Origin of the sequence: Kitasatospora sp. NPDC050463 (genome assembly GCF_040655255.1) — a bacterium.
Lineage (GTDB): Bacteria > Actinomycetota > Actinomycetes > Streptomycetales > Streptomycetaceae > Kitasatospora.
On record NZ_JBFAJO010000107.1, the window covers coordinates 1 to 21,319 of the forward strand.

15 protein-coding genes and 9 pseudogenes are annotated in these 21,319 nt (G+C 69.3%); 9 read left to right on the forward strand and 15 right to left on the reverse strand.

Annotated elements, in window-relative coordinates; translation table 11 throughout:
- The 5 genes and pseudogenes from AB0J08_RS37640 to AB0J08_RS37660 all read right to left on the reverse strand — a co-directional run.
- Positions 1 to 723: pseudogene (locus tag AB0J08_RS37640) on the reverse strand (DUF3533 domain-containing protein); the annotation flags it as partial.
- A 490-nt stretch (positions 724 to 1,213) separates the two neighbouring features.
- Positions 1,214 to 1,560, reverse strand: a pseudogene (locus AB0J08_RS37645) (prepilin peptidase); the annotation flags it as partial.
- Between the two features lie 94 nt (positions 1,561 to 1,654).
- Positions 1,655 to 1,861, reverse strand: a pseudogene (locus AB0J08_RS37650) (hypothetical protein); the annotation flags it as partial.
- 243 nt (positions 1,862 to 2,104) lie between these two features.
- On the reverse strand, positions 2,105 to 3,019 hold the full coding sequence (locus AB0J08_RS37655) for a LysR family transcriptional regulator (RefSeq protein ID WP_360643351.1): 915 nt from the start codon (positions 3,017 to 3,019) through the stop codon (positions 2,105 to 2,107).
- Positions 3,020 to 3,750: 731 nt separating this feature from the next.
- Positions 3,751 to 3,870, reverse strand: a pseudogene (locus AB0J08_RS37660) (TetR/AcrR family transcriptional regulator); the annotation flags it as partial.
- A 110-nt stretch (positions 3,871 to 3,980) separates the two neighbouring features.
- On the opposite strand from AB0J08_RS37660, the gene AB0J08_RS37665 reads away from it, so the two are divergent.
- On the forward strand, positions 3,981 to 4,895 hold the full coding sequence (locus AB0J08_RS37665) for a patatin-like phospholipase family protein (protein WP_360643354.1): 915 nt from the start codon (positions 3,981 to 3,983) through the stop codon (positions 4,893 to 4,895).
- Between the two features lie 783 nt (positions 4,896 to 5,678).
- Here AB0J08_RS37665 and AB0J08_RS37670 read toward each other — a convergent pair.
- Positions 5,679 to 5,780 (reverse strand): annotated as a pseudogene (locus AB0J08_RS37670) (DNA-binding protein); the annotation flags it as partial.
- Positions 5,781 to 5,821: 41 nt separating this feature from the next.
- On the opposite strand from AB0J08_RS37670, the gene AB0J08_RS37675 reads away from it, so the two are divergent.
- Positions 5,822 to 6,400 carry a helicase associated domain-containing protein gene (locus AB0J08_RS37675; protein ID WP_360643392.1) on the forward strand — a complete coding sequence of 193 codons (579 nt, stop codon included), beginning with the start codon at positions 5,822 to 5,824 and terminating at the stop codon, positions 6,398 to 6,400.
- Here AB0J08_RS37675 and AB0J08_RS37680 read toward each other — a convergent pair.
- Positions 6,351 to 7,589: a SpoIIE family protein phosphatase gene (locus AB0J08_RS37680; RefSeq protein ID WP_360643357.1), complete on the reverse strand. Its 1,239-nt coding sequence runs from the start codon at positions 7,587 to 7,589 to the stop codon at positions 6,351 to 6,353. The genes AB0J08_RS37675 and AB0J08_RS37680 overlap by 50 nt on opposite strands.
- A 340-nt stretch (positions 7,590 to 7,929) precedes the next feature.
- Positions 7,930 to 8,145 carry a hypothetical protein gene (locus AB0J08_RS37685; protein ID WP_360643360.1) on the reverse strand — a complete coding sequence of 72 codons (216 nt, stop codon included), beginning with the start codon at positions 8,143 to 8,145 and terminating at the stop codon, positions 7,930 to 7,932.
- A gap of 423 nt (positions 8,146 to 8,568) precedes the next feature.
- Here AB0J08_RS37685 and AB0J08_RS37690 point away from each other — a divergent pair, with 423 nt between their 5' ends.
- From AB0J08_RS37690 to AB0J08_RS37705, 4 genes and pseudogenes are all read left to right on the forward strand, one after another.
- The gene (locus AB0J08_RS37690) at positions 8,569 to 9,258 is read left to right on the forward strand and encodes an isochorismatase family protein (protein WP_360643363.1); all 690 of its coding nucleotides are present in this window, start codon (positions 8,569 to 8,571) and stop codon (positions 9,256 to 9,258) included.
- Between the two features lie 412 nt (positions 9,259 to 9,670).
- Entirely contained in the window at positions 9,671 to 9,934 is a 264-nt protein-coding gene (locus AB0J08_RS37695) for a DUF6461 domain-containing protein (RefSeq protein ID WP_360643366.1), read from the forward strand.
- A 107-nt stretch (positions 9,935 to 10,041) separates the two neighbouring features.
- The gene (locus AB0J08_RS37700; RefSeq protein WP_360643369.1) at positions 10,042 to 10,353 is read left to right on the forward strand and encodes a DUF6296 family protein; all 312 of its coding nucleotides are present in this window, start codon (positions 10,042 to 10,044) and stop codon (positions 10,351 to 10,353) included.
- A pseudogene (locus tag AB0J08_RS37705) lies at positions 10,248 to 10,931 on the forward strand (arabinofuranosidase catalytic domain-containing protein); the annotation flags it as partial. The gene AB0J08_RS37700 and the pseudogene AB0J08_RS37705, both read left to right, overlap by 106 nt.
- Positions 10,932 to 11,040: 109 nt before the next feature.
- Here AB0J08_RS37705 and AB0J08_RS37710 read toward each other — a convergent pair.
- A complete protein-coding gene (locus AB0J08_RS37710) occupies positions 11,041 to 11,841 on the reverse strand; it encodes an FCD domain-containing protein (protein ID WP_360643372.1) in 801 nt (266 codons plus the stop codon).
- A gap of 359 nt (positions 11,842 to 12,200) precedes the next feature.
- Between AB0J08_RS37710 and AB0J08_RS37715 the strand changes: the two are divergent.
- The 3 genes and pseudogenes from AB0J08_RS37715 (at position 12,201) to AB0J08_RS37725 (ending at position 14,366) form a co-directional block, all read left to right on the forward strand.
- A pseudogene (locus AB0J08_RS37715) lies at positions 12,201 to 13,563 on the forward strand (ABC transporter substrate-binding protein).
- Positions 13,560 to 14,219, forward strand: a pseudogene (locus AB0J08_RS37720) (sugar ABC transporter permease); the annotation flags it as partial. The pseudogenes AB0J08_RS37715 and AB0J08_RS37720, both read left to right, overlap by 4 nt.
- Positions 14,220 to 14,231: 12 nt before the next feature.
- Complete coding sequence (locus tag AB0J08_RS37725) at positions 14,232 to 14,366, forward strand: hypothetical protein (protein WP_360643375.1); 135 nt, start codon at positions 14,232 to 14,234, stop codon at positions 14,364 to 14,366.
- A gap of 36 nt (positions 14,367 to 14,402) precedes the next feature.
- On the opposite strand, the pseudogene AB0J08_RS37730 reads toward AB0J08_RS37725, so the two are convergent.
- From AB0J08_RS37730 to AB0J08_RS37755, 6 genes and pseudogenes are all read right to left on the reverse strand, one after another.
- A pseudogene (locus tag AB0J08_RS37730) lies at positions 14,403 to 14,670 on the reverse strand (alpha-L-fucosidase); the annotation flags it as partial.
- 50 nt (positions 14,671 to 14,720) lie between these two features.
- A complete protein-coding gene (locus AB0J08_RS37735; protein ID WP_360643378.1) occupies positions 14,721 to 17,129 on the reverse strand; it encodes a ricin-type beta-trefoil lectin domain protein in 2,409 nt (802 codons plus the stop codon).
- Positions 17,130 to 17,169: 40 nt separating this feature from the next.
- Complete coding sequence (locus tag AB0J08_RS37740) at positions 17,170 to 18,690, reverse strand: arabinofuranosidase catalytic domain-containing protein (protein WP_360643381.1); 1,521 nt, start codon at positions 18,688 to 18,690, stop codon at positions 17,170 to 17,172.
- Between the two features lie 186 nt (positions 18,691 to 18,876).
- Positions 18,877 to 19,725 (reverse strand): carbon-nitrogen hydrolase family protein, encoded by an 849-nt coding sequence (locus AB0J08_RS37745; protein WP_360643384.1) that lies wholly within the window; start codon positions 19,723 to 19,725, stop codon positions 18,877 to 18,879.
- Positions 19,726 to 19,785: 60 nt separating this feature from the next.
- A complete protein-coding gene (locus tag AB0J08_RS37750) occupies positions 19,786 to 20,064 on the reverse strand; it encodes a hypothetical protein (protein ID WP_360643386.1) in 279 nt (92 codons plus the stop codon).
- Between the two features lie 25 nt (positions 20,065 to 20,089).
- Positions 20,090 to 20,950 carry a LysR family transcriptional regulator gene (locus AB0J08_RS37755; protein WP_360643389.1) on the reverse strand — a complete coding sequence of 287 codons (861 nt, stop codon included), beginning with the start codon at positions 20,948 to 20,950 and terminating at the stop codon, positions 20,090 to 20,092.
- Positions 20,951 to 21,319 lie beyond the last annotated feature (369 nt).

Here is a 21,319-nt window from a genome sequence, read left to right on the forward strand (position 1 = left end):
AGGCCCAGCCCCACCGTCCCCGCCAGGGACTGCAGGGCCACACCCACCGCACCGGAGGCGAACACCACCAGAGTGCCGATCCCGACGAGGTCCCATAAGGCCCCCGGAAGACAGCTCAGCACCGGCCCCACGATGATCGCGCCACCGACACCGGACACGAAGGCGTACGGAACCATCGCTGTCAGGCGCACCAGGGTACGGCGCAGTGTGGGGCGCTTCGAACCGGCGGCCATGTTCAGAGCTGACGCGGCGAGATAGCCGCCGATCGTCCAACTGAGGACCAGGTAGAAGGACGACCGCCCCCGGGAATCGCCGGCTGCGGGTGGGCGGATGTCCCGCACCACCATGGCACGGTTCTGGGTCCGCTCTACGGCAAGCACGATCTTCGCGGCGGCGTCGGCCGCCGACGGCTCGCCTGCCGTGGCGACCAGCAAGGTGTCGGTGCGCCCGGTCGCGTTGACGAGAAGCGCCGCATCCGTGCTCCGTTCCAGAAGCCGGGACGCGCCAGATCCGCGACAGCGCTCACGTGCAACGGGTCGCCCGGCAGCGCGTTGAGCCGGGCCACCAGATCCGATTCGACGGCCGCCGGCGCGAGCACGGCGATCGGGACACGGTGGGGCTTCGGTGCGTGGTAGGCGCCCATGTAGGAGAGGGCGAAACCCAGTTGGGGCAGGAGCACCCCCGCCATCACGAAACGGACCTGGTTGAGATCGCGTCCCGCAGTTCCGTCAGGACGCTTCCTCTGTCCAACCGGTCCGTCGCACTCGCTACCTCAAGTACCTGGCCCCTCCATATACGTCCGGCTCGTTCCGAACCACCAGTCGTCCGTCCGGGAAAACACGCGGCCCGGGGTCACGGGCACCCCGTTCAGTCGAATGGCATACCCGGTCACCCGACCAGTTCCGCCCGGGACCGGTGGCCGACCGGTGTTCAGGGCCCTCGATCGCTACCGCCGGCAGGCAGCCGGAGCGAACGTTCAGGTTCTAGCCGTGTCCGTGCACGGCGAGGGCGGCCAGAGCGGCGGTTCTCTCCGCGGCCCCCGACCGTCCCGCCGCGGAGAGCGATTGGGACGTCGAAGGTCGGGAGTGCCAGCGCTTCTTGGGCCTGGTTGCTTCGGTCAGCAGGTATGACCCGTCCTGTCATCCCGTGGCGTGGCAGCCCTGACGGCGTGGCGGAGAATGACGACCACGAGCGCCGCGCACCCCTGCCGTCAGCATCGCCGCACCAGGGTGAGGACCACGATGACGGCCAGACCCACCATCAGGGTGGGCTTGGCGCTCAACTCCATCGGCGGCAGGGGCGTCGAGCCGTAGACCGCCCCTGACAGCGGGTAGATCCATGCTTCTTCACCCCCCTGCTCACCGAGATCAAACAGGGCGTTCTCAGCTCGTTGCCCCCCGGGGTGCAGATGGCGAGCAGGTAGACCGTCAGGAACCCCAGGGTGTACAGCAGAGCCGGCGCCCACGGCCGTGGGGTACGCGACGGGCGGGGGTCCTCGGGGGCCTGCCTTGAGACCCCCGGAGGGTGCGCGGGCAGGGACTGAGAATCGTGCTGAGGCATCGCTCTGTTTCTTCCGTTGAGGGGAGTTCGGTCACACACGTCTTCCGGTACGACGTGGGCCGCCGGGCTTGACCGCCCCACCAGGGGCGCGCTCCTATTCGGCGAGCCCTTGCCCCGGTCGGCGCTGGGCGGCGATCACCAGGGAGGGGAGGGGTGCGATCAGCAGGATGAAGACGACCAGGTCCGGAATGGACTGCATGAACGCGTCCGGCCGGACGACGATCGCCTGCATGCGGACGATCGCGAACGCCGCGACGGGGATCAGCCACCGGTGGTCGCCGGTGGCGGCCGTCGCCACCCAGTGGGGTGCTCGCGGGAGCGCTGCTGGGACCGCTGGCGGCAACGGGATGGCGGACCCCGGTCCTCGGGATCGTCGGGGCGGCGCTGGGCGCGAACCTCGTAGTGCAGTTCCGAGGCCGCCAACAGCGTGTCCAGATCACCGAGCCCGCCACCGTCGGGTGACGCTCAGCAGCACCGGCCGACCACGCTGCCTTCCCCCGGAGCGCGGCAGCCCATCGCGTGTGTGCCGACGAAACGCTACTGGTCAGAGGTGTGGGGGAGCGGTGAACAGGTCCTGGAGGGTCTGCGTCGCTATGTTGAGCAGCCAGGTGTGGGCGGGGTCGTCGTCGTAACGCCGGTGCCAGAGCAGATAGAGAGGTACGGGCGGCAGGTCGAATGGCAGCTGAAGCGTGGTCAGGCCCAGCTGGTCGCGGGCGGAGCGGGTGACCGCGTCGGGGAGGGTGACCACGACGTCGGCGTCACGGGCGAGCTGCAGCGCGGTGTCCGTCGCGGGGGCGGAGACGATGACACGGCGCTCGTGGCCGAGGGCGGCGACGACCTCGTCGACCCGGTCGCGCAGGCTTCCATGCCGGGAGACGGTCACGTGATCGGCCGCCGCGTACCTCTCGACGGTCACCGGCCCTTCGGTGAGCGGATGACCCGCCCGGACAGCGAGGATGATCTTGTCCTGGCCGATGAGGCGGTGACGGATGTCGGGCTGAGACGGCGGATCGGCACTTGAGGCCACATCGACCTCCCCGCGACGCAGCTCAGGGGTGTCGTGGCCGGGCTCGACCGTGAGACGCATCTTCACCCCCGGGGCCTGGCGGTGCACCGCGGCGACGAGGGCGGTCCCGCAGGCGGTGGTGAGGGCGTCGTGCCAGCGGACGGTAAACACCCGCTCCAGGCCCGCCAGGTCGAAGTCCGTACGGGCGGACAGCAACTGGTGAGCTTGCTGTACCAGGGTGTGGACCTCGGTGCGCATGGCGAGCGCGCGGGGGGTGGGCGTCATGTGGCGTCCGGTGCGGACCAGGATCTGGTCGCCGGTGGCCTTGCGGATACGGCCTAGCGAGCGGCTCATCGCGGGTGCGGTGACGTGAAGCCGGGCTGCGGCCCCGGCCACGCTGCCTTCTTCCAGCAGCGCGTCCAGGGCGGTGAGCAGATTCAAATCCAGTTGCATGGCAGTAACTATACAAGTGAAAAGCATGCACTTGTTGTTAATGATGAAGGCTTCTACCTTCGAGATGCCGGGCCGCGCATGCCATCCGACACCGGCCCGCTTCTATCGAATTCAGGGAGCCCGCTATGCGCACGACCAGGCCTTTTGACGCTGACCCGACGTTCCTGTCCGCGGCGACCACCGTGTTGAAGGAGGCCGGAGCCGCTCTGCGGGAGCGCTATGCACCCCACGCCCGGGGGGTGAGCTTGCAGGGGGTCGTCGGGGAGACCAGCGCGAACGACGACACGGTCCTGGCCGTGATGTGTGAGCCGCTGCTGAAGGCGAGGCCGGGGTCGCGGTGGGCCGAGGACGGCGACCGAGGTGCCGCCGATGGGACTGGTGCCCTACAACCGGCGACGAGGGCGGGTCTTCCTCTACTCCGACATCGCAGCGATCATGGCCGCAGTCAAAGAGACGAGGTCCGCAGGCGGGCGACCTACTCGCGCGGCCTGGCCTGGCGGCCGCTGGCCTACGCGGTCGAACAGGACGACACGCCGGGCACCACGCTGGTGGTCACCACGAACCGGCCCCATCCCAGCAACTGGCTCGGGTTCCCTGCCCGCGCCGTCCTGCCTGGAGAGGTGGCCACGGCTATCCGGACCGCCCGAGCCGAGGGCTGGACACCGGAGGCTCCCGGTCCGCCCTTCCAACTCGACCAATCCGACGGATTCACCCCAGCAAGCTGACCGCCCGTCGAGCGGGGCGTCGAGACCCTGCTCGGCGAACGCCGCGCGGGCCGCGTCGACCAGGAGGTCCCGGTTGCGTCGGGCGTCGCGCCGCCTGGGTGGTGCCGTGTCGTTCGCGCCGTCCATGCTCACCTCCGGAAAGTGGGGACTGCTCCCCGGTACTGGTGCTATCGTCTCACGACAAGAAACGGGGAGCGATCCCTGTTTTGATGCTTCCATGAGGGAGAGGGACTGCCATGAACGACACCGCAGTGGTACTCGGCGGCGGCGGACCCGTCGGCGGCGCCTGGACGGTCGGCGTACTCGCCGGCCTCGCCGAGGCGGGCGTCGACCCGGCAGCAGCAGACACCGTCATCGGCACCTCCGCCGGAGCGATCTACGGCACCCGGCTCGCCTTCGGCGAAGACCCCCGCGAGCTGTACCGACGCCAACTCGCGGACCTCGACCGAATCGCTATGGGCGTCACCCTCGCCCAGACCGCCCGCTTCCTGTGGGCGGCACTCCCCACCCGCAACCCCGAACGCTCCATTCGGCGCCTCGGGCACGCCGCCCTCACCGCCAACCCCCACCCCGACCACGACCTGCACGACATCGTGCGGGCCATGCTCGGCGCCCCCACCGCCTGGCCCGATCGCCCCCTACGGATCACCGCCATCGAAGCCACCACCGGACGGGTCAAGGCCTTCGACGCCGGAGCCGGGCTCGACCTCGTCGACGCGGTCGCGGCCAGCTGCGCCGTACCGCTGGTCTGGCAACCCGTCACCGCCCTCGGGAGGCAGTGGATCGACGGCGGCACCCGCTCCACCGGAAACCTCCAGCTGGCCGCCGGCCACCGGCAGGTCCTCGCCATCACGCCAATTCCCACCGCCGTCGGCCCACATCCCAACGCCCAGCACCAGGCGGCCGAACTCCGCGCGTCCGGCATCCACACCACCCTGGTGGCCCCGGACGACGAAGCCCGCCGCGCGATGGGCCGCGACCTCACCGCCAACGCCCGCCGCCCAGCCGCCGCCCGCGCCGGCCACCGCCAAGGCACCGCCGTCGCGGCAACCCTCGCCCTCACCTGGCCCACCCCGGCCGACCGGACTGACGACCGCCCGTCAGGCGCGCTGCTGCGTACGGGACTCCCATTCGATCGACAATCGCCGTGACCGGTACGACAACGGCATTCAGTTCCTCATCACCCGTCGGGCCGGCCATGTCCAGGTGGCCTGGCTGTACCGACGGCGCCGAATGGCGCTCTTCCCGAAAAGGTGGGTCAGCCCGCACCACCCCGCCTCGCCCGAGGGCGGCCAGGACGATCGGCTGGGGCCTACGAACCTGATGCCTGGGAGGTCGTGGCGCCGGTGTGGACCAGCCCGGCATCTGTGGTCGGCCGCGTCAGCTGCTCCGTGGCGGCACCTGGTCGGTGGTAGGTCGGGCGCCAGAAACGCACGTACGGGCACCGCCGCTCGCCGGCCGCAGAGGCCTGGAAGACACGAGCGCCGACGCCCTGGCCAAGGCACTGCACGTAGCGAGGAAGGCAGCCGGGTCGTGCACGGGTTGGCCGTCCTCCAGCTGAGCCGGCTCAGGACGCTGAGCGCAGGTGACGGCCGGCCTGCGCGACGGCCTTCTGCAGTTCGTCGCGGCTCATCGTGGAGCGGTGGGCGATGTCCAGGTCGGTGGCCCGCTTGTACAGCTGGGCCTTCGTCAGCCCGCCGAGGTCCTCCCGGCGGGCCGCGGCGGAGCGGCTCCTCCCTGTCGCGCTCGTCCCGGCGCGGGTAGTCTTCGCCGCCGCCAGGCTCTTTCTTCGCCCCGGTGGTCTTCGGCCGGGCAGGTGCGGTTGACGGGGCCCGGCGGGCCGGACTCTTCATCGGCACGGCCGGGGCTTCTGCGGCCGACGCGGACTCCTCGCGCCCGGCGCCGCCGACAGCACGCTCCGAGTTGTCGGGAGGCTCGCCCGCCACCACCGCGCGCACCATGACGTCGAGGACCGCGTCCACCGCGTGCCCGGCGGCCACGCGGCTGCCGAGCTGCCCGGCCACCGCTTCCACCAGCTGTCCCTTGTCTCGACCCCTGGTGGTGCCCGGCTTGGCCGATCACCTGGCAGCGCGCCTACGCCATCGCCCGGCAGAGGTGGCTGGAGTCCGAGGGCCACGTTGACTGGGCGCAGTTGCCCGTGGAGACGGTGTTCGAGGGTGAGCAGCTCGGGCGCTGGGTGCAGGCGCAGCGGGCCGTGTGGACCGGTTTGGACGAGGAGCAGCGGGACCTGCTGTCGGCGGTCGGCATCGAGGAGGACCCCAAGCCGGTGGCGGCGAAAGAGGCCGCAAAGGCGAAGCCGGCGGTGTCCCGCACCGACCGGTTCGCCCAGGGCCAGGCGGCGCTGACCGCCTTCGTGGAGCGGAAGGCGGCATCCTCGGGTGCCTCGCCCGCACAAGGACTGCCCGGCGCGGTCTCGGCCGGCCAGCCGCGGGCCACCAGCCGCTTCGCCTTCGACCGCAACGCCTTCACATTCGCCGGCACCACCTCCAACCCGAACGCGGCGGCCATCAGGCGTTCTGGTCTATCGGTGATGCTGTCGGTGGGGGGTGGCAGGCTCCTGTGGCACTCAGTCGGCCGCGCGCGGGTCATAGGCGGAGAACGATCAGGGCGATGTCGTCGGAGGCGCCGCTGCTGACGCCGAGGCGCGCGAGCAGGGCGTCGGCGAGGTGTTCGGGGTCGAGGCAGGCATAGCGGGCGAGCGCGTCGGTGAGGCGCTGCAGGCTGGCGTCGATGTCCTCGCCGCGGCGTTCGATGAGGCCGTCGGTGTAGAGCACGAGGGTGTCGCCGGGGGTGTAGGGCAGGGCGCTCTGGGGACGTGGGACATGTTGGGGGCGGGCTCCCAGCGGAGGGTCGGTGGCCTGGTCGAGCAGGTCGTAGGTGCCGTCTCGGTGGACCAGGACGGGGGGCGGATGGCCGGCGCTGCTGTACGTGATGCGGCGAGCGGTGGTGTCGACGACCGCTTGGACGACGGTGGTGGCCAGCGCACCCTCGACGTAGCGTGCATACAGGCCCAGACAGTCCAGGGCCCTCGCGGGCCCTTCGACGGCCCGGACGGAGGCGGACAGCGCACTGCGGAGCATGCCCATGACGGCGGCGGCCTCCAGGCCGTGGCCAACGACGTCGCCGACCGCGACGGCGAATCTGTTCTCGGCCAGGTCGAACACCTCGTACCAGTCGCCGCACACGTTCAGTGACCCGACGGCGGGCAAGTAGCGCACTGCGGTGTCCCGGTGCCTGGCCAGATGGGGCGAGTGGAGCATGGCCTCCTGCAAGGTGACGGCGACCTGGCGTTCCCGGGCGTGGGCTTGGCGCAGTTCCTCGTTCAGTCGCTGGAGCTCGCGCGCTCGCGCGTACAGCTCGACCTCCATCGCCTCCACATCGCTGAGCACCCCGCCTTCTCGCGGCCCGGGGTGGGAAAGGATGAACGCGGTCACGTCCTCCCCCCGGTGAATGATCCACGCCACCTGCCCATCCGGCCCGAGCACCGGGGTGTTGATCGCGGACCACCACCGCTCCTCGAACACGCCGGGCTGGTCGGCCACCGGAATGTCGTACTTCTGCACCGCAACCGTGTCCGGCTCCTTCGAGCGCAGGACCCGGCGCAGGGAGACGTGCAGATTCCGCACCCCTTCAGCGTCCTGGTCCGCCGGATTGTCAGGGAATGCGTCGAAGAGATACCGCCCGAGCAGATCCTCCCGGGCACGGCCGGTCACCCGGCAGGCCGCCTCGTTGACGTCAGCGATCACCAGGTCCGGGCCCAGCACCATATAGGGGCTTGGAGTGACCGCGAACAGCGCCCGGTAGTCGATCCCAGGCCTTGTCACGCCCCGCAGCCGTGCATCCTCCTCAGGGATGTTCTCGCCCGTCACCCCTACGTTCTACCGTGCGCCAACACCTTCGGCACCCCAGCACACCGCCTTCCCCCGGTCTGTCAGCCCCCTCCACGTGCGCCCATGACGACAGCCTCCAGGGACTGCGAAGGCACTGGCGTAACCGCGCCAATCCGGTTGCCCGCCCACTCTGGCGCTCAGCTCGCCCAAGCGCCCACTCGCCAGCTGAAAGCCCTCGGAAGGCTTTTCGCTGGAGAGCAGAGCTCCGCGAACGATCACATCTCCCACCTCGGCCGCTGTCCCGCCAGGCACGCCAAATCCTGAGCCGGAACAACTACAGCGGCGACGCCGTCACGCCAATGTCCGTCGCCCCGGGACAGTGGCGGTGAAGTTCGTTGAGTACGCGCTCGTCGACCACCCTGACGTCCCACAACGAGCTGTCCACTTCGGTCAGAACGACCATCTCCTTGTCCTCGGCGAACCCATGTGCTTGAGCGTCGATCAGTTGGAGGAAGGGGGTCGTCAGCGACAACAGCGTCAACGTGTCCATGCCGCCGTTGGCAGACTGCCTCTGCATCTCGACGCAGCGAGGATCGACGATTTCGTCGAACTCGACGCGCCACTTCAGGTCCAGGCCGAAGCCGCGGTGTGGGGCGGTTAGCCGAGACCGACAACCCGTGGGAGCCCCACAGGCTCCTCGACCCGGCTGAGGCCCTCATTGTGCCGGTGGCGGTCTGCTTCGAGGATCTGCAGGCGGCCTCGCGGTCTCCGGCGACGATCCGGACTCCTCCGTACGGTCGAACCCCCAGGCCATCTCCGAAAGAGATTACCGTCATCTCGAACCATCTCCCCGAGATGGGAAGCGACCACTGCGGCAGGGGGTTGAACAGGTCATCGGCAGCAAGCGCTGCTGGTGAAACCAGGACAATTCGGCCCGGTTCCGGATGCCCGCCCCTACCCCCAGGGAGACCTCATGTCGAGCAACAACGGCCTCATCGACCCCGCGGACGCCGTGGTGCTGCTGGTGGACCACCAGAGCGGTCTGCTGCAGATCGTCAACCACACCAACGTCCGCGAGCTGCGCAACAACGTGGCCGTCCTGGCCAAGGCCGCCACCCTGGTCGGCGCCCCGGTGATCGCCACCGCCTCGGTTCCCGAGGGCCCGAACGGCCCGCTGATCCCGGAGGTGTTCGAGAACGCGCCCGAGGCGACGTACGTCCAGCGTCACGGTGAGATCAACGCGTGGGACGTGGAGGGCCTGCGCCGTGCCGTCGAGCGGACCGGCCGCCGCACCCTCCTCGTCGCCGGCGTCATGACCAGCGTCTGCGTCGTGGAGCCCGCCCTGGCGGCCCTCGCCGAGGGATACGACGTGTACGCCGTCATCGACGCCTCGGGCACCTACTCCGAGGAGGCTCAGCGGATCTCGATCGAGCGCCTGAGCCGGGCCGGCGTCAAGGTCGTGGACGTCCTCGGCGTGGCGGCCGAGCTGCAGAAGACCTGGGCCCGCGAGGACTGGGCGCACTGGGGCGGCATCTACGCCAGCGTCAGCCCCGGCTACGCCGCCGTCATGGAGTCGGTGGGCCGCGCCCAGGCAGAGGCCACCGGCAGCGACGCCGCCGGGGCCGAGGTCAAGTGGGCCCAGGCCCACAGCCGGCTAGCCTGAATCCCCTCGCTGCTCCCCCGGGCCCCCGGGCCCGGGGCAGCGACCGGCCCCCACGGCCGGCGCGAAATCGGAGCAGTCACATGTCGCTGTCCGCCCCCCGGCCCGCTCACCGGGCACCCGCCCAGCGCGGCGACACACAGCACTCCGCCCGCAGGCACGGCGCCGGATTCTGGATGATCGCCTCCGTGTTCGTCACGGCCATGGCATTCTCCACCGTCCCGACACCGCTGTACCCCCTCTACCAGGCACGCGACGGCTTCTCCACGTTCACCGTCACAATCGTCTTCGCCGTCTACGCCATCGGCGTACTGACCAGCCTGCTACTGGCCGGACGGCAGCCCAGCTTCCAGGAGAGCCACGCTCCTGCCGCGTTTCGGCGCCCGCGCTGGCAGCTGCCGGGCACATCAACGGCGTGGACTCGTTCCTCTGGGCCGAGGACGCCACAAAGCGCTTGGACTTCGAGCCGATGTTCCCCGATTCCCGTCGGGGCGGCACCCCCGATGACCAGCTGGAGGCGATGCACCGCATCGGCTTCCACTTCGGCACCGAAGAGTCGGAGGTCGACCAGTCAGTGGCGGCGGCGTTCGCGCCTGCGGACGAGATGACCGGAGTCCGCTTGACGCCAGAGTTCCTTGAGTTAGCCACATTCACCTGCGAGTTTATCAGGAACCGCTGATCACAACAGCCCAGGACCTTGATCGTCGAGGTTCGGCAGTTCCAATCACCAGATCTTCGACAGAGCCGAATTACGTGATCGTGAACCGGTCGCCAGTGGGGAATTTCGTGATCGCCGACACCCACGGTGGGCAGGACACGGTGCTCGTCGAGCAGCAGGCCGGCTACGGACCCCACGGATACCCGATCTACGCCGACGCCGAGCGCACCGTCCGCGCGAGATCGAGGAAGACGGTCTGGTCCACATCCTCACCCTCATCGGCCGCCCCGGAACCGGACACCCCGTGCACGGCCAGCCCCTGCGCTGAAGTGGACGCCACAACGGAACCTCCCAGTTCGCGCTCAAGGGCGGTGACGCCCAGTCAGGCGGACTCACGACGCTCTGGAACGGCGCACTCCCGCCCGGCTACAGCCCGATGAAGCAGCAGGGCGCCATCATCCTGGGCAGCGGTGGCGACTGTTGCGCCGGCAACACCAACCAGAGCCTCGGGACCTTCTACGAGGGCGCCGTCGTCAGCGGCTATCCGTCCGACGCCACCGACAACGCCGTCCAAGCCAACATCGCCGCAGCCGGCTACAGCGTCGGCGCGGGCGGCGACACCAGTGCCGGCCCGCTGCATGCCGTCGGCGCCGGAAAGTGCCTGGACATTCCCAACTCCAGCACCACCAGCAGCACCCAGGCCCAGCTCTACTCCTGCTCCGGAGGTGCGAACCAGGCGTGGACCGCCACCTAATCGGGCCAGCTGACGGTGTACTCCGGCAGCAGTCAGATGTGTCTGGACGCCAACAACAAGGGCACCAGCAACGGCACAAAGGTGATCATCTGGACCTGCAACGGACAGCCCAACCAGCAGTGGATCCGAAATGCCAACGGCACCGTCACCGGCGGCCAGTCAGGGCTCTGCCTGGACGTCACTGCAGCGTCGACGGCGAACGGCGCCCCGGTCCAGCTCTGGGCCTGCAACGGGCAGGGCAACCAGCAGTGGAAGCTCGGATGAGTCCTGGTTCTTCAGGGCGGTTCAGGGGCGGGGCCCGCGCGGCGAGCAGTTCGATCACCTCCAGCTACCAGCGGCACCCGCGTGCCGGGATCGTGCTCGGCTTCCGTCGTCATCCGAACAGGCGTCGCTGGATCTCCCGCCGGTAGTCCTCCAGCGTCCTGTCGAGGTGCACCACCGTGGCGGCGGCCGCCTCGTCGGGGCGGCCGTCGCGAATGGCCCGGTAGATCGCCTCGTGCTCCTCGACCGCGGCCTCGGCGCCCGCGCCGAGCATGTCGTGGAGGCCGATGGCGCTGGACTGCCGCTGCAGTCGGCGTGCGTCGCGTACGGCGCTGAGCAGGAAGGTGTTGTGCGCGGCGGTGGCCACGGCCGTGTGGAAGTCGTCGTCGGCCTGGTTGAACACGTCGACCTGGCCGTGGACGACGCCGTGCCGGCACTGCTCCATGGCGACTTCGATGGTGCGCAGCTCGGCCGGCGTGGCCCGGGTGGCGGCAAGGCTGCTGGCGGCCGCCTCCTGGACCTTGCGGAATTCGAACAGCATGAGGACGTGGTCGAGGTCGACGGGGCGGAAGAACCCGCCCCAGCGGCTGGTGATGAGCATGCCCTCGTCGTCGGCGACGAACAGTCCGCGCCCCTTGTGCGCTCGGACGCGGCCGAGCGCCGAGAGGATCTTCACGGCTTCCCGCACCACCGCCCGGCTGGTGTTCAGGGTCTTGGCCAGGTCGTGCTCGGTGGGCAGCCGGTCGCCCGGTACCAGGCGTTCCGCGGCGATGTACTCGAGGATCTGCTCCGACACGAGCTCGTAGCCGGGGCGGTAGTCCCGACGCTCCTCGCCCGAGCCGTTCACCGCTGCCGCGACAGCGGGAGAGGCCTGCGCAGGGGAGGCCGTGGCGGTCGTGGGCGTCTCGTTCATCTGTCCTGCCTCAGGGTGACTGGCGCGAGGGGCGACTGATCGTTGTTGAGCTGGAACATTGTACCGTCGGGAGCAATAAGTCCTACTCATCGGCCCGGGACTGTTCGCATGAATCTGGAAGCTAAATCAGACAAAGCTCAGGTATTGGTCGCAAGCGGGCGATGGTGACAGGGAATAGATCGGAAACCTCTTCGAAATAGGGCTGTGAGAAACCTTGACGCCTGTCTCGATAGGGCGGCTAATTCATCTCCGAGGCTGACAGCGGATCAGCCTGCGGTTCCTGGCGCCCGCGCGGGATGGCCAGGCGTCGCCCCACCCCCACCTCCCGACCCGTTCGGGCCCGTGCAGTGGAGTCGATCATGACCGTCAACAAGCCTCAGGCCGGCAAGGCAGCAGTGTCCAGCAAGAGACGAGCGGTGTTGCTGTCCGCCTGCGCGGCCACCTTGGCGATGACCGTGTCCGCGTGTGGTGGCGCGGCTCCCGCGAAGACCACCAAGGACGGCTTCGCCCAGGCGGCGCAGACCGACGGGGGCGGTGACGGTCTGGGTCGACGCGACCCGGCTGGCCGCCGCGAAGCAGTACCAGGAGCTCCACCCGGAGGTGAAGTTGGACATCGTCTCCTACGACGGTGACGCCAACGGCTCGAACTACCTGCAGACCAAGGTCCAGCTCTTCAACCGGACCGGCAAGGGCTGGCCCGACGTCGTCTTCAGCTCGCAGAACAACGAGGTGACCTGGGCGGTCGACGCGGGCTTCGCCGCGCCGCTCGACAAGGGCCTGGTCCCGGCGGAGATCCTGGGGCAGTTCGCCAAGGGCGCCAACGACGTCTGTACCGTCGACGGCACCGTCTACTGCCTGCGCAACGACCTCTCGCAGGCGGTGCTCTGGTACAACGCGCCGCTGTTGAAGCAGTTCGGCTACACCGTCCCGAGGACCTGGGAGGAGTACCAGCAACTGGGCGAGAAGGTGGCCGCCGAACACCCGGGCTACCTGGTCGGCGACGCCGGCGACTCCTTCACCCCCGAGATCTATCTCTGGGCGAGCAAGTGCGGTGCCAACCACATCACCGGCCCCAAGGCCGTCGAGGTGAACACCGGCGGCGAGAACTGCACCAAGATGGCCAAGCTCATGGACGGGCTGATCAAGAACAAGTCCATGTCCATCAGCGGGGTCTTCAGCACCGACTTCGCCAAGAACGAGACCGACAAGGTCCTGCTCATGCCCGGCCCGGCGTGGTTCGGCGGCGCGGTGTTCAAGGACACCCTGAAGACCCCGGACAAGACGATCGGCGTGGCCCCGATCCCGCAGTGGCAGAGCGACACCGCGCCGGCCACGGGCAACGTCGGCGGCGGCACCTGGCTGGTGTCCCAGCACTCCACCCACCTCAAGGCGGCCACCGACTTCCTGACGTGGGTCACCACCGACAACGCCTACCAGGGCGAGAAGGCCCCCGGCTTCCCGGCGTACGCGCCCGCCGCCGACAGCTGGCTGAAGGCCCAGGGCGCCTCCGGGTACTTCGCCGGTGACCTCGGCGGCCTCCTGGACGCCTCCTCCCAGGTGTGGCCGGGCTGGGGCTCGGGCCAGTTCAGCCAGGAGGCGGTCTGGGCCGCCACGGTCAAGCCCAGCCTGACCCAGGGTCAGACCATCGTGTCGCTGCTGCCGGCCTGGCAGGACTCGATCGTCAAGCACGCCGAGTCGTTCGGGTACAAGGTCTCGCAGTGACCACCACCGTCTCCCCGGCCGTCGCCGGCCGGCGCCCCCGCGGCGTCGGCCGGAGCTGGGCCGGCCCGGCCTTCGTCGCCGGCTACGTGCTCCTGCTGGTCCCCTTCGGCGTCCTCCCGATCGGCTACGCGGTCTACTTCGCCTTCACCGACGCCGGGGGCACGTTCCCCGGTTTCACCAACTTCGTCAGCACGGCGCAGGACTTCCGGTTCGTGGACGCGCTCGGTCACGTGGCGGCCTACCTGCTGTTCTGGCTGGTCTCGCTGGTCGTGTTCGTGGTGGGTCTGGCGCTGCTGCTGCACCGGGTCTCCTCCGGGTGGGCCAGCCAGACGCTCCGCTTCCTCTACTACATCCCCGGCGCGCTGGCGGGCGCAGCGAGCGTGCTGGTGTGGCTGTTCATGCTCGACCCGACGGTGAGCCCGGTCAGTTCGCTGCTCGGATCACTGGAATTCGACACCTTCGGCCAGGTCATCGCGCCCGGCAACCTGCCGGTGCTGTTCGCCGTCATCGCGTTCTGGACCGGGGCGGGCGGTTGGATCGTCGTCATGTACGGCGCGCTCAACAACATTCCGCAGGACGTGCTGGAAGCCGCGCGGATCGATGGCGCGGGCGCCTGGCAGACCGCCTGGCACGTGCAGATCCCCATGCTCCGCAAGTGAATCGTCTACATGGTCACCGACCCGTGCCAGGAGCCCTGGCCCGACCGGGGCGAGGGCCGCCAGTGGACGGAACTCGCCGAGATCTGGCACCTGAGCGCGCCACGCGGTCACACCGCCGACCGGCCCGTGCCCGGTCCGGCTTGACGTCGGCGCACCAGTTGTTCAGCCGACGGTGGAGGTCCACTGCAGGTTGGTGCTGCCGTCCCAGGTCCACTGCTTGAGGCCGGATCCGCTCGCGACGTTGCCGCCGCCGTCCAGGACGAGGCCGTTGGTGGCGTTGGTGATCCGGAAGTGGTTCGCCGGGTGAAGTGGTCCGCCGGGTTGAGTGTGACCTTCAGGGAGACGATGACGTCGTTGTTCCCGGTCACCCGCAGGTCGGGTGTGTGTCACTGGTGAAGGTCCAGGACGTGCCGGTGAGGTTGCCGCCGGAGTAGCCCACCAGTTGGTGGCGCACCGGGCCGGGGCCCGGTGCGCCGTTGGTGTTCGCCGAGGGCATCCTCAGGAGAGGTTCCACGTCTGGTTGGACTGGCCGCTGCAGGTCCACAGTTGGACCAGGGCGCCGTTGCTGGTGGAAGCTCCGGTCACGTCCAGGCAGAGTCCGGACTGGACTCCGGTGATGGTGCCGTTGGAGTTGAAGGTCCACTGCTGGTTGGTCTGGCCGTTGCACGTCCAGACGGCGACCTTGGTGCCGTTGCTCGTGCCCTTCCCGTAGGCGTCCAGGCAGAGCTGGCTCGTGCCGCTGTAGACGGTCAACTGACCGCTGGGGGTACGGGTGAAGACCTGGTTGGCCGCACCGCTGCAGTCCCAGATCTGGGTCTGGGTGCCCAGGGTGGTCGACGCGTTCGGCACGTCCAGGCACTTGCCCGCGCCCACGGCGTGCACCGCTCCCGTGGTGCTGTCGCCGCTGCCGCCCGTCACCCCCGCCTGAGCGATCACCTGCTGCGCCTCGGACGGCCAGTTGACTCCGCTGACCTGGACGTTTCCGGTGAGGACGTTGTTGTGCGGAGCGCCGGTGGCGACCTGGGTGGCGCCCCCGTTGTACCAGTTGCCGGAGAAGGTGCTGTCGTTGGTGTTGTTGCCACCACTCGCGTTGGTGAAGGCCCACACCCCCGAGTCCTGGACCACGTTGCTGCCGAGGGTCTCGTAGCGGGAGCCCTCGTCGAGGTAGAGGCCGACGGTGTTCTTGTTGTCGTAGACGTAGTTGTGGTCGATGCTCGTACCTGGGTTGGCCGACAGGGAGTAGATGCTTCCGCCGTCGTGGAAGACCTTCTTGGTGCCGTGCACCTTGTTGTAGCTGACGACGGTGTTCTTCAGGGTCGTCGCCGTGGTGTAGACGGGCTGGTAGTTGTATAGGCCGCGGTTCCGGTAGTCCTGGCTTCCGTCGATGTCGTTGGCCCCCCAGCCCCATCCGACGTCGATGCCGTCGTAGGCGAGGTTCGAGACCTCGTTGTGGGTGATGACGGCGTGGGTGACGTAGGTCGAGAGGATCCCGGCCATGTCCTTGTAGTCCTTGGCGACATCGCTGATCCGGTTGTCCTGGACGGTGATGTTCTGGTTCGTCATCGCGGCGTCGGACGGGTGGTGGGCGTCGGGCTGCACGCCGCCGACCACGATGGCCGCCCCGGAGTCGTCGGTGAACGTGTTGCCGGAGACCGTGATGTCCGAGGCGCCCAGGCCGACGCCGGAGGCATGGGCGTTGGCGTCGTTGCCGATGCCGAGGCCCACCTGGCCCAGGTGGGAGAAGGAGTCCCCGGAGAACGTGATCGAGGCGGCCGCCGAGACCTGCACGGCCGCCGGTACCTGGTTCCAGCTGTTGCGGGCGGCCTCGAACAGCTGGCATCCCGACTGGCAGGAGGTCATGAAGTCCGAGGGCTGGGTGAAGGAGCGCGCCAGGAACGCCCCGCTCTGCTGGTCGGCGTAGCCGACGGAGGTGCCGGGCTGCAGCCAGGTGGTGTGCTGGAAGGCGATGCCCTGGAAGGCGATGTCGTGCGCGGGCTTGGGGTAGCTGCCGCTGATCTGCAGCAGGGATGTCAACCGGGGCAGTTCGATGTCGTGGGCCGTGGCCGACCAGCCCGCGGGGGCCTTGTAGTACAGCTGGCCTGCCTGCGGGTCCAGGAACCACTGTCCGGTGGACTTCAGGAACGCGTAGGAGTTCTCCAACTGCAGCGACCCGCCGGCGAAGGGCTTGGCCAGGGTGTCGTAGCCCCAGTTGTTGTTGTTCCACGCCGGCTGCTGCATGGTGACCGTGGTCCCGCTGACGGACTGCACGGGGGCGTAGCGGTCGGTGAAGGAGTTCTGGCTCTCCAGCTCGATCCTGTTCTGCTGCGGCAGCGTGGCCAGGTAGTTCAGCGCCGAGTTGACGATGGTCATCCCGTTCGCGGTGATGTTCACGTCGCTACGCGAGATCGCGATCGCCGCGCGCGGCGCCAGCATCCCGTCGACGTACAACTGCCGCGAGTCGACACCGGTCGGGACGGACGCCGCATAGATGTTGTTCGCGGAGTCCTTCAGCGTCCAGCCCGTCACCTGCTGCCCACCCGACAACACCGGGATGGCGCCTGGGGCGGCCTGCCAGACCACCCGGTGGCCGTTGCCGCCCGAGTCCGCGCTGCCGAGCGTGAGCGGCGCGGCCAGCCGGTAGGTGCCGCCCGCGAGCTGCACCACGATGTCCCCGGTCATGCTCGCGTTGACGGCTTCCACGGAGGTCTTCGCCTGGGACAGCGAGCAGGGGGCCGAGGAGGAGCACGCGGTTCCGCTGCCGGTCGGCGAAACGTACAGGGTGGTCATCGTCGCCGCGTGCGAGACCGCTGCGGGCGCGACCACGACGGCGCCGGCGGCCAGGGCCGTGACGAGGCCCCCTCTGGTGAGGCTTAACGCCGGGAATCTGCGTCGGGTGGGTTGCTTCATGGGATCGCTCTCTCTCTTCGCCTGGGTGGGGGCGTTCAGCTCAGCTGCGGGCCCATTTCTGGTTGCCGGCACCGGTGCACTGCCACAGCTGGATCAGGGTGCCGTTCGCGGTGCCGTAGGCGCTGACGTCCAGGCACAGGCCGGACTGGACGCTGGTGACGGTGCCGTCGGCGTTGAGGTTCCACTGCTGGTTGGTCTGGCCGTTGCAGTCCCAGATGATCGCCTTGGTACCGTTCGCCGTGCCCTTGGCCTCGGCGTCCAGGCACTTGCCGCCGTAGACCCGCAGCTCCTTGGCGGCGGTCGCCGTCCACTGCTGGTTGGTGCCGCCGTGGCAGTCCCACAGCTGGTTCTGGGTGCCATTGGTCTGGCCGGCGTTCGGGACGTCCAGGCAGCGGTTGGCGCTGGTGCTGCGCAGCGGAGCGGCCGCGCCACCGCCGGTCTTGCCGTAGCCGGCGGCGGTGATGCTCGCCTGCACCGCGTTCTCGGTGGCATCCGAGGGGAAGCCCGCAGTGATGGCGCCCTCGAAGAACTCGCCCTGGCCGTTGGGGCTGTTGTCGCCCCCGGTCCCGAGCAGCAGGGAACTGTCGGTCTTCATCGGCGAGTAGCCGTTGGGCAGCGCACCGGAGTAGGTGGTGGTGAGCCCGCCGCTCGCGGCGTTCCCGTACTTCAGGGTGAAGTTGCTGGTCCCGTTGTTCTTCTCCAGGGCGCTGACGAAGGGGAAGTGGATGCCCTGGTTGGCCGGGTCCTTGTTGGAGCCGGTGTTGGTGTGGAACATCCCGTTCTCCAGGTCGGCCTCGACCCAGGGGCCGGTACCGGTGCAGCTGCCGAACCAGCAGGCGTTGCCCCAGTAGATGGCGTTCATGGTGGCGTTGCCGGTGTCGGTGTGGCTGTTCTCACCGCTGCCGTAGTCGAAGCAGCACCATTGGTTGGTGAGGTCGGACGAGGTCACCATGTAGATGCCCTCGGGCTGGGAGCCGGTGGGAGCTCCGTCGGCGTGGTCGAGGCGGTAGCCCACACCTTGCGTGACCTTGACGCCGAAGACCTGGTGTCCGCCCGCTGTGACGGGCAGTGCCGAGGCGTCGGCGCCGACGTCGGCGCCGTTCGGGCCGGGGCCCTTCCAGTAGCCGCCCGACGATATGGGCATGTCGTTGTGGTGGCTGCTCTGGTCGTAGATCTTGGTGATGGTGCACGAGGTTCCGGCGCAGAAGGCCGTCTGGGCCGACGCGTCGGCGTAGCCGCCGGCGGATAGCAGGCCCACGTCGCGGTACGCGTGGTCGGATCCGCGCTGGATCTGGTACAGCGGGCCGTTGTAGCCCGCGAACAGCGCCCGGGTGGTTGCGTGGGCGCCTATGCAGGGGGTACCGCCGGCCGCGTAGAGGTCGCAGGGCAGCGCGGCTGCCGCGGCGGGGAGGGCCTCGGCAGGCTTCGCCCCCGCGGCGGGACCGCTCGCGGCGGCCCGGCCGCCGAGGACGGCCAGCGCCATCGTGAGAACCAGCAGCAACACAGCGGCCGGGACGACCGGGCGGAAACCAGTGGAGACGGAGGGCGTGCGGTGGTGCATCGGATCCTCCTTCGATGGGTACGACACTCTCGACGCAAATGGATCAGTCTCATGTGCGGAGCGGTGACCGGCTCGATTGCTGCCGGGCGTCTCACGGGAAGATGCGGTGACGGCGGGGGTTCACGCAACCACCGTTCTGCCGTACGGAATCCCCATCTCTGGCAGCAGGTTCCTCATTGTTAGCGCTCACAATGAGTGGAGAGGGATCACCTGTGGGTGTGCACTGCCTGCCGCCCGGAACACCCGTGTGGCGAAATGAGACTGACACATACGCCAGCCAGAGTTCAAGACATGTGCAATACAAGACTCCCGCGACAGGCCCGCAAAGCCACTGACCGAGGTGCTCAGCCGCACCAGGGGGAACACGCGGGGCCCACGCCCCACCCCGGTTCGGGCCCGCATCGGAACGCCGACGCACCACCCAGCCCGCCTGCTCCGGACGCAGGTTGCTGGCCTCCACCGTCGACCAGGCGCAGCCCACCAACTCCGCCAACTGCCGAACCGGTCGGCGGAGTCGAGGTCGAGGTCCGCGACGGCGAGGGCCGGCAGGTTGTCGGCCGGGGCGCGGTCGAGCCAGCGCCCGCCCGGAGCGACGACACCGGAGGGAGCGTGGGCGGCGTACTGGGCGGGGACGGCGTAGCCGAGCCAGTAGTTGTAGAGGGTGCCGTAGGCCTGGGCGACGGTGGCGCGGGCAGGGTCGTCGACCATGACCGAGAGCAGGACGCATTCGACGTCGAGGCGTTCGTATTCGGCAAACAGGGCGGGGAAGTTGGCCTCGATGCAGGTGGCGAGGCCGAAGCGGACCCCGTCCACCTCGAAGACGGTCGGCTCCGGCCGGCCGGGGGTGTAGAGGTAGGACAGTTCGGTGTGCGACAGGAACCTCTTGTCGTACCTGGCAACGAGACGGCCTTGGTCGGAGATGACGTAGAGGCCTGTTGTGGGGTCGGGTAGGTGGGGTGAGTGGGTGGAGGGAGCCGAAGACCGTCCACAGGCCCAGCTCACCGGCCAGCGCCGCGATCCGCTCCGCTTCCTCACGCAGGACGTCTCCCACTCCGCACCGAACCAGTCCGCGGGCGCCAGGGCACGTCGGGCCGGTCAGGAGCGGCGCCACCAGACGCCGGCGCGCTTCGCCTCGACCGCCGCTTCTGCTTCGGCGGCGGCCTGCTCGCGCTCGGCCGCCTCGCGGGCGCGACGGTCGACGCCGGCCGGGCGGCAGTCGGCGCACAGCCGGTCGTCGTTCCAGGCCTTCTCCTTCTCGGCCCACCGCTCGTCCGAGAACTTCACCGCGCAGCGGGCGCAGGCCGGGCGGCGGCGCTCGCGCTCCTCCTTCTCCTTCTTCCGGCGGACCTCCTCGCCCGCCCTCCCCAGGTGCACGGCAGCTGTGCGGGCAGGCCGCTGCCTACGTGATGTGGCGCAAGAGTGCGGTGACGGCCGGAGACGCCTGCCCTGGGGGATGCACCACCATCACCTTCCAGGTCGGTGCGTTCTGGGTGAACCGGCGTGTCGTCAGGTCGGGGAAGCGGGCGGCGAGGGATTGCGGCATGATGCACACGCCCAGGTCCTGGCGGACCAGGTCGGTGGCGCTGAGGATGTCGTTGACCTCGAAGGTGGTGGTGCGGTCGACGAGGGCCGTACGAAAGGCGCGGTCGACCGAGTGCCGGATGGCCCAGCCGAGGGGGAAGTCCACCAGTGGCAGGGCGGCCACCTCGGCGAGGGTGACCGGCCGCTCGGGTTCCATCGCGCGGCTCGGCGCCGTGATCAGCACCATCTCCTCCTCCTTCAGCACTCGTACGGTCAGGCCTCGCTGCTGGGGACGGGTCAGCGCCACGATGGCCGCATCCGTGGTGGCGTCGCGCAGTGCCCGCAGGAGGTCGTCCGCCGGCGCCTGGCGAAGCCTGACCGTCACCTGCGGATGCTGGTGACGGAAGGCGGCCAGCGCCTGGGCGAGGCCGGTGTACAGACCCTGCATGACGCCGATCGTGATCTCTCCCCGGAGCTCTCCTTTGGTCAGGTCAACGGCGGCTCGGGCCTGTTCGGCGGCCTGCAACGTGGCACGGGCGGCCGGGAGAAACGCCTGACCCGCTGGGGTGAGGGACACCCGGTGGGTGGTCCGGTGGAACAGCGGTGCGCCCAGCTCGCGCTCAAGAGCGCGCACCGTGGTGGACACCGCGGACTGCACGACGTTCAGGCGTCGCGCCGCCGCGCTGAAGCCGCCCTCCTCGGCGACCGCGACCACGACCTCCATCTGCCGAAGATCCATCCCACCCTCCTCTACGACCGAGCCCATCCATCTCCAATAGAGATTACCGTCATCTGAAGTCATCTCCCGGACATGGGAAGCGGTCGCCGTGGCAGCGGGGTTGAAGAGTTCATCAGCGCAACAACACCGCTGGTGAAACGAGGGCGTTCGGACCCGTGCCGGACGCCCGCCCTCACCCCAGGGAGACCTCATGTCGAGCAACAACGGCCTCATCGACCCCGCGGACGCCGTGGTGCTGCTGGTGGACCACCAGAGCGGTCTGCTGCAGATCGTCAACCACACCAACGTCCGCGAGCTGCGCAACAACGTGGCCGTCCTGGCCAAGGCCGCCACCCTGGTCGGCGCCCCGGTGATCGCCACCGCCTCGGT

Excerpts from the sequence above, each read along its gene's own strand:
- AB0J08_RS37690 (WP_360643363.1), top strand. The coding sequence starts at position 8,569 with ATGTCGAGCAACAACGGCCTCATCGACCCCGCGGACGCCGTGGTGCTG.
- AB0J08_RS37710 (WP_360643372.1), bottom strand. The coding sequence starts at position 11,841 with ATGAACGAGACGCCCACGACCGCCACGGCCTCCCCTGCGCAGGCCTCT.
- AB0J08_RS37665 (WP_360643354.1), top strand. The coding sequence starts at position 3,981 with ATGAACGACACCGCAGTGGTACTCGGCGGCGGCGGACCCGTCGGCGGC.
- AB0J08_RS37725 (WP_360643375.1), top strand. The coding sequence starts at position 14,232 with ATGGTCACCGACCCGTGCCAGGAGCCCTGGCCCGACCGGGGCGAGGGC.
- AB0J08_RS37735 (WP_360643378.1), bottom strand. The coding sequence starts at position 17,129 with ATGAAGCAACCCACCCGACGCAGATTCCCGGCGTTAAGCCTCACCAGA.
- AB0J08_RS37755 (WP_360643389.1), bottom strand. The coding sequence starts at position 20,950 with ATGGATCTTCGGCAGATGGAGGTCGTGGTCGCGGTCGCCGAGGAGGGC.
- AB0J08_RS37685 (WP_360643360.1), bottom strand. The coding sequence starts at position 8,145 with ATGGACACGTTGACGCTGTTGTCGCTGACGACCCCCTTCCTCCAACTG.
- AB0J08_RS37740 (WP_360643381.1), bottom strand. The coding sequence starts at position 18,690 with ATGCACCACCGCACGCCCTCCGTCTCCACTGGTTTCCGCCCGGTCGTC.
- AB0J08_RS37655 (WP_360643351.1), bottom strand. The coding sequence starts at position 3,019 with ATGCAACTGGATTTGAATCTGCTCACCGCCCTGGACGCGCTGCTGGAA.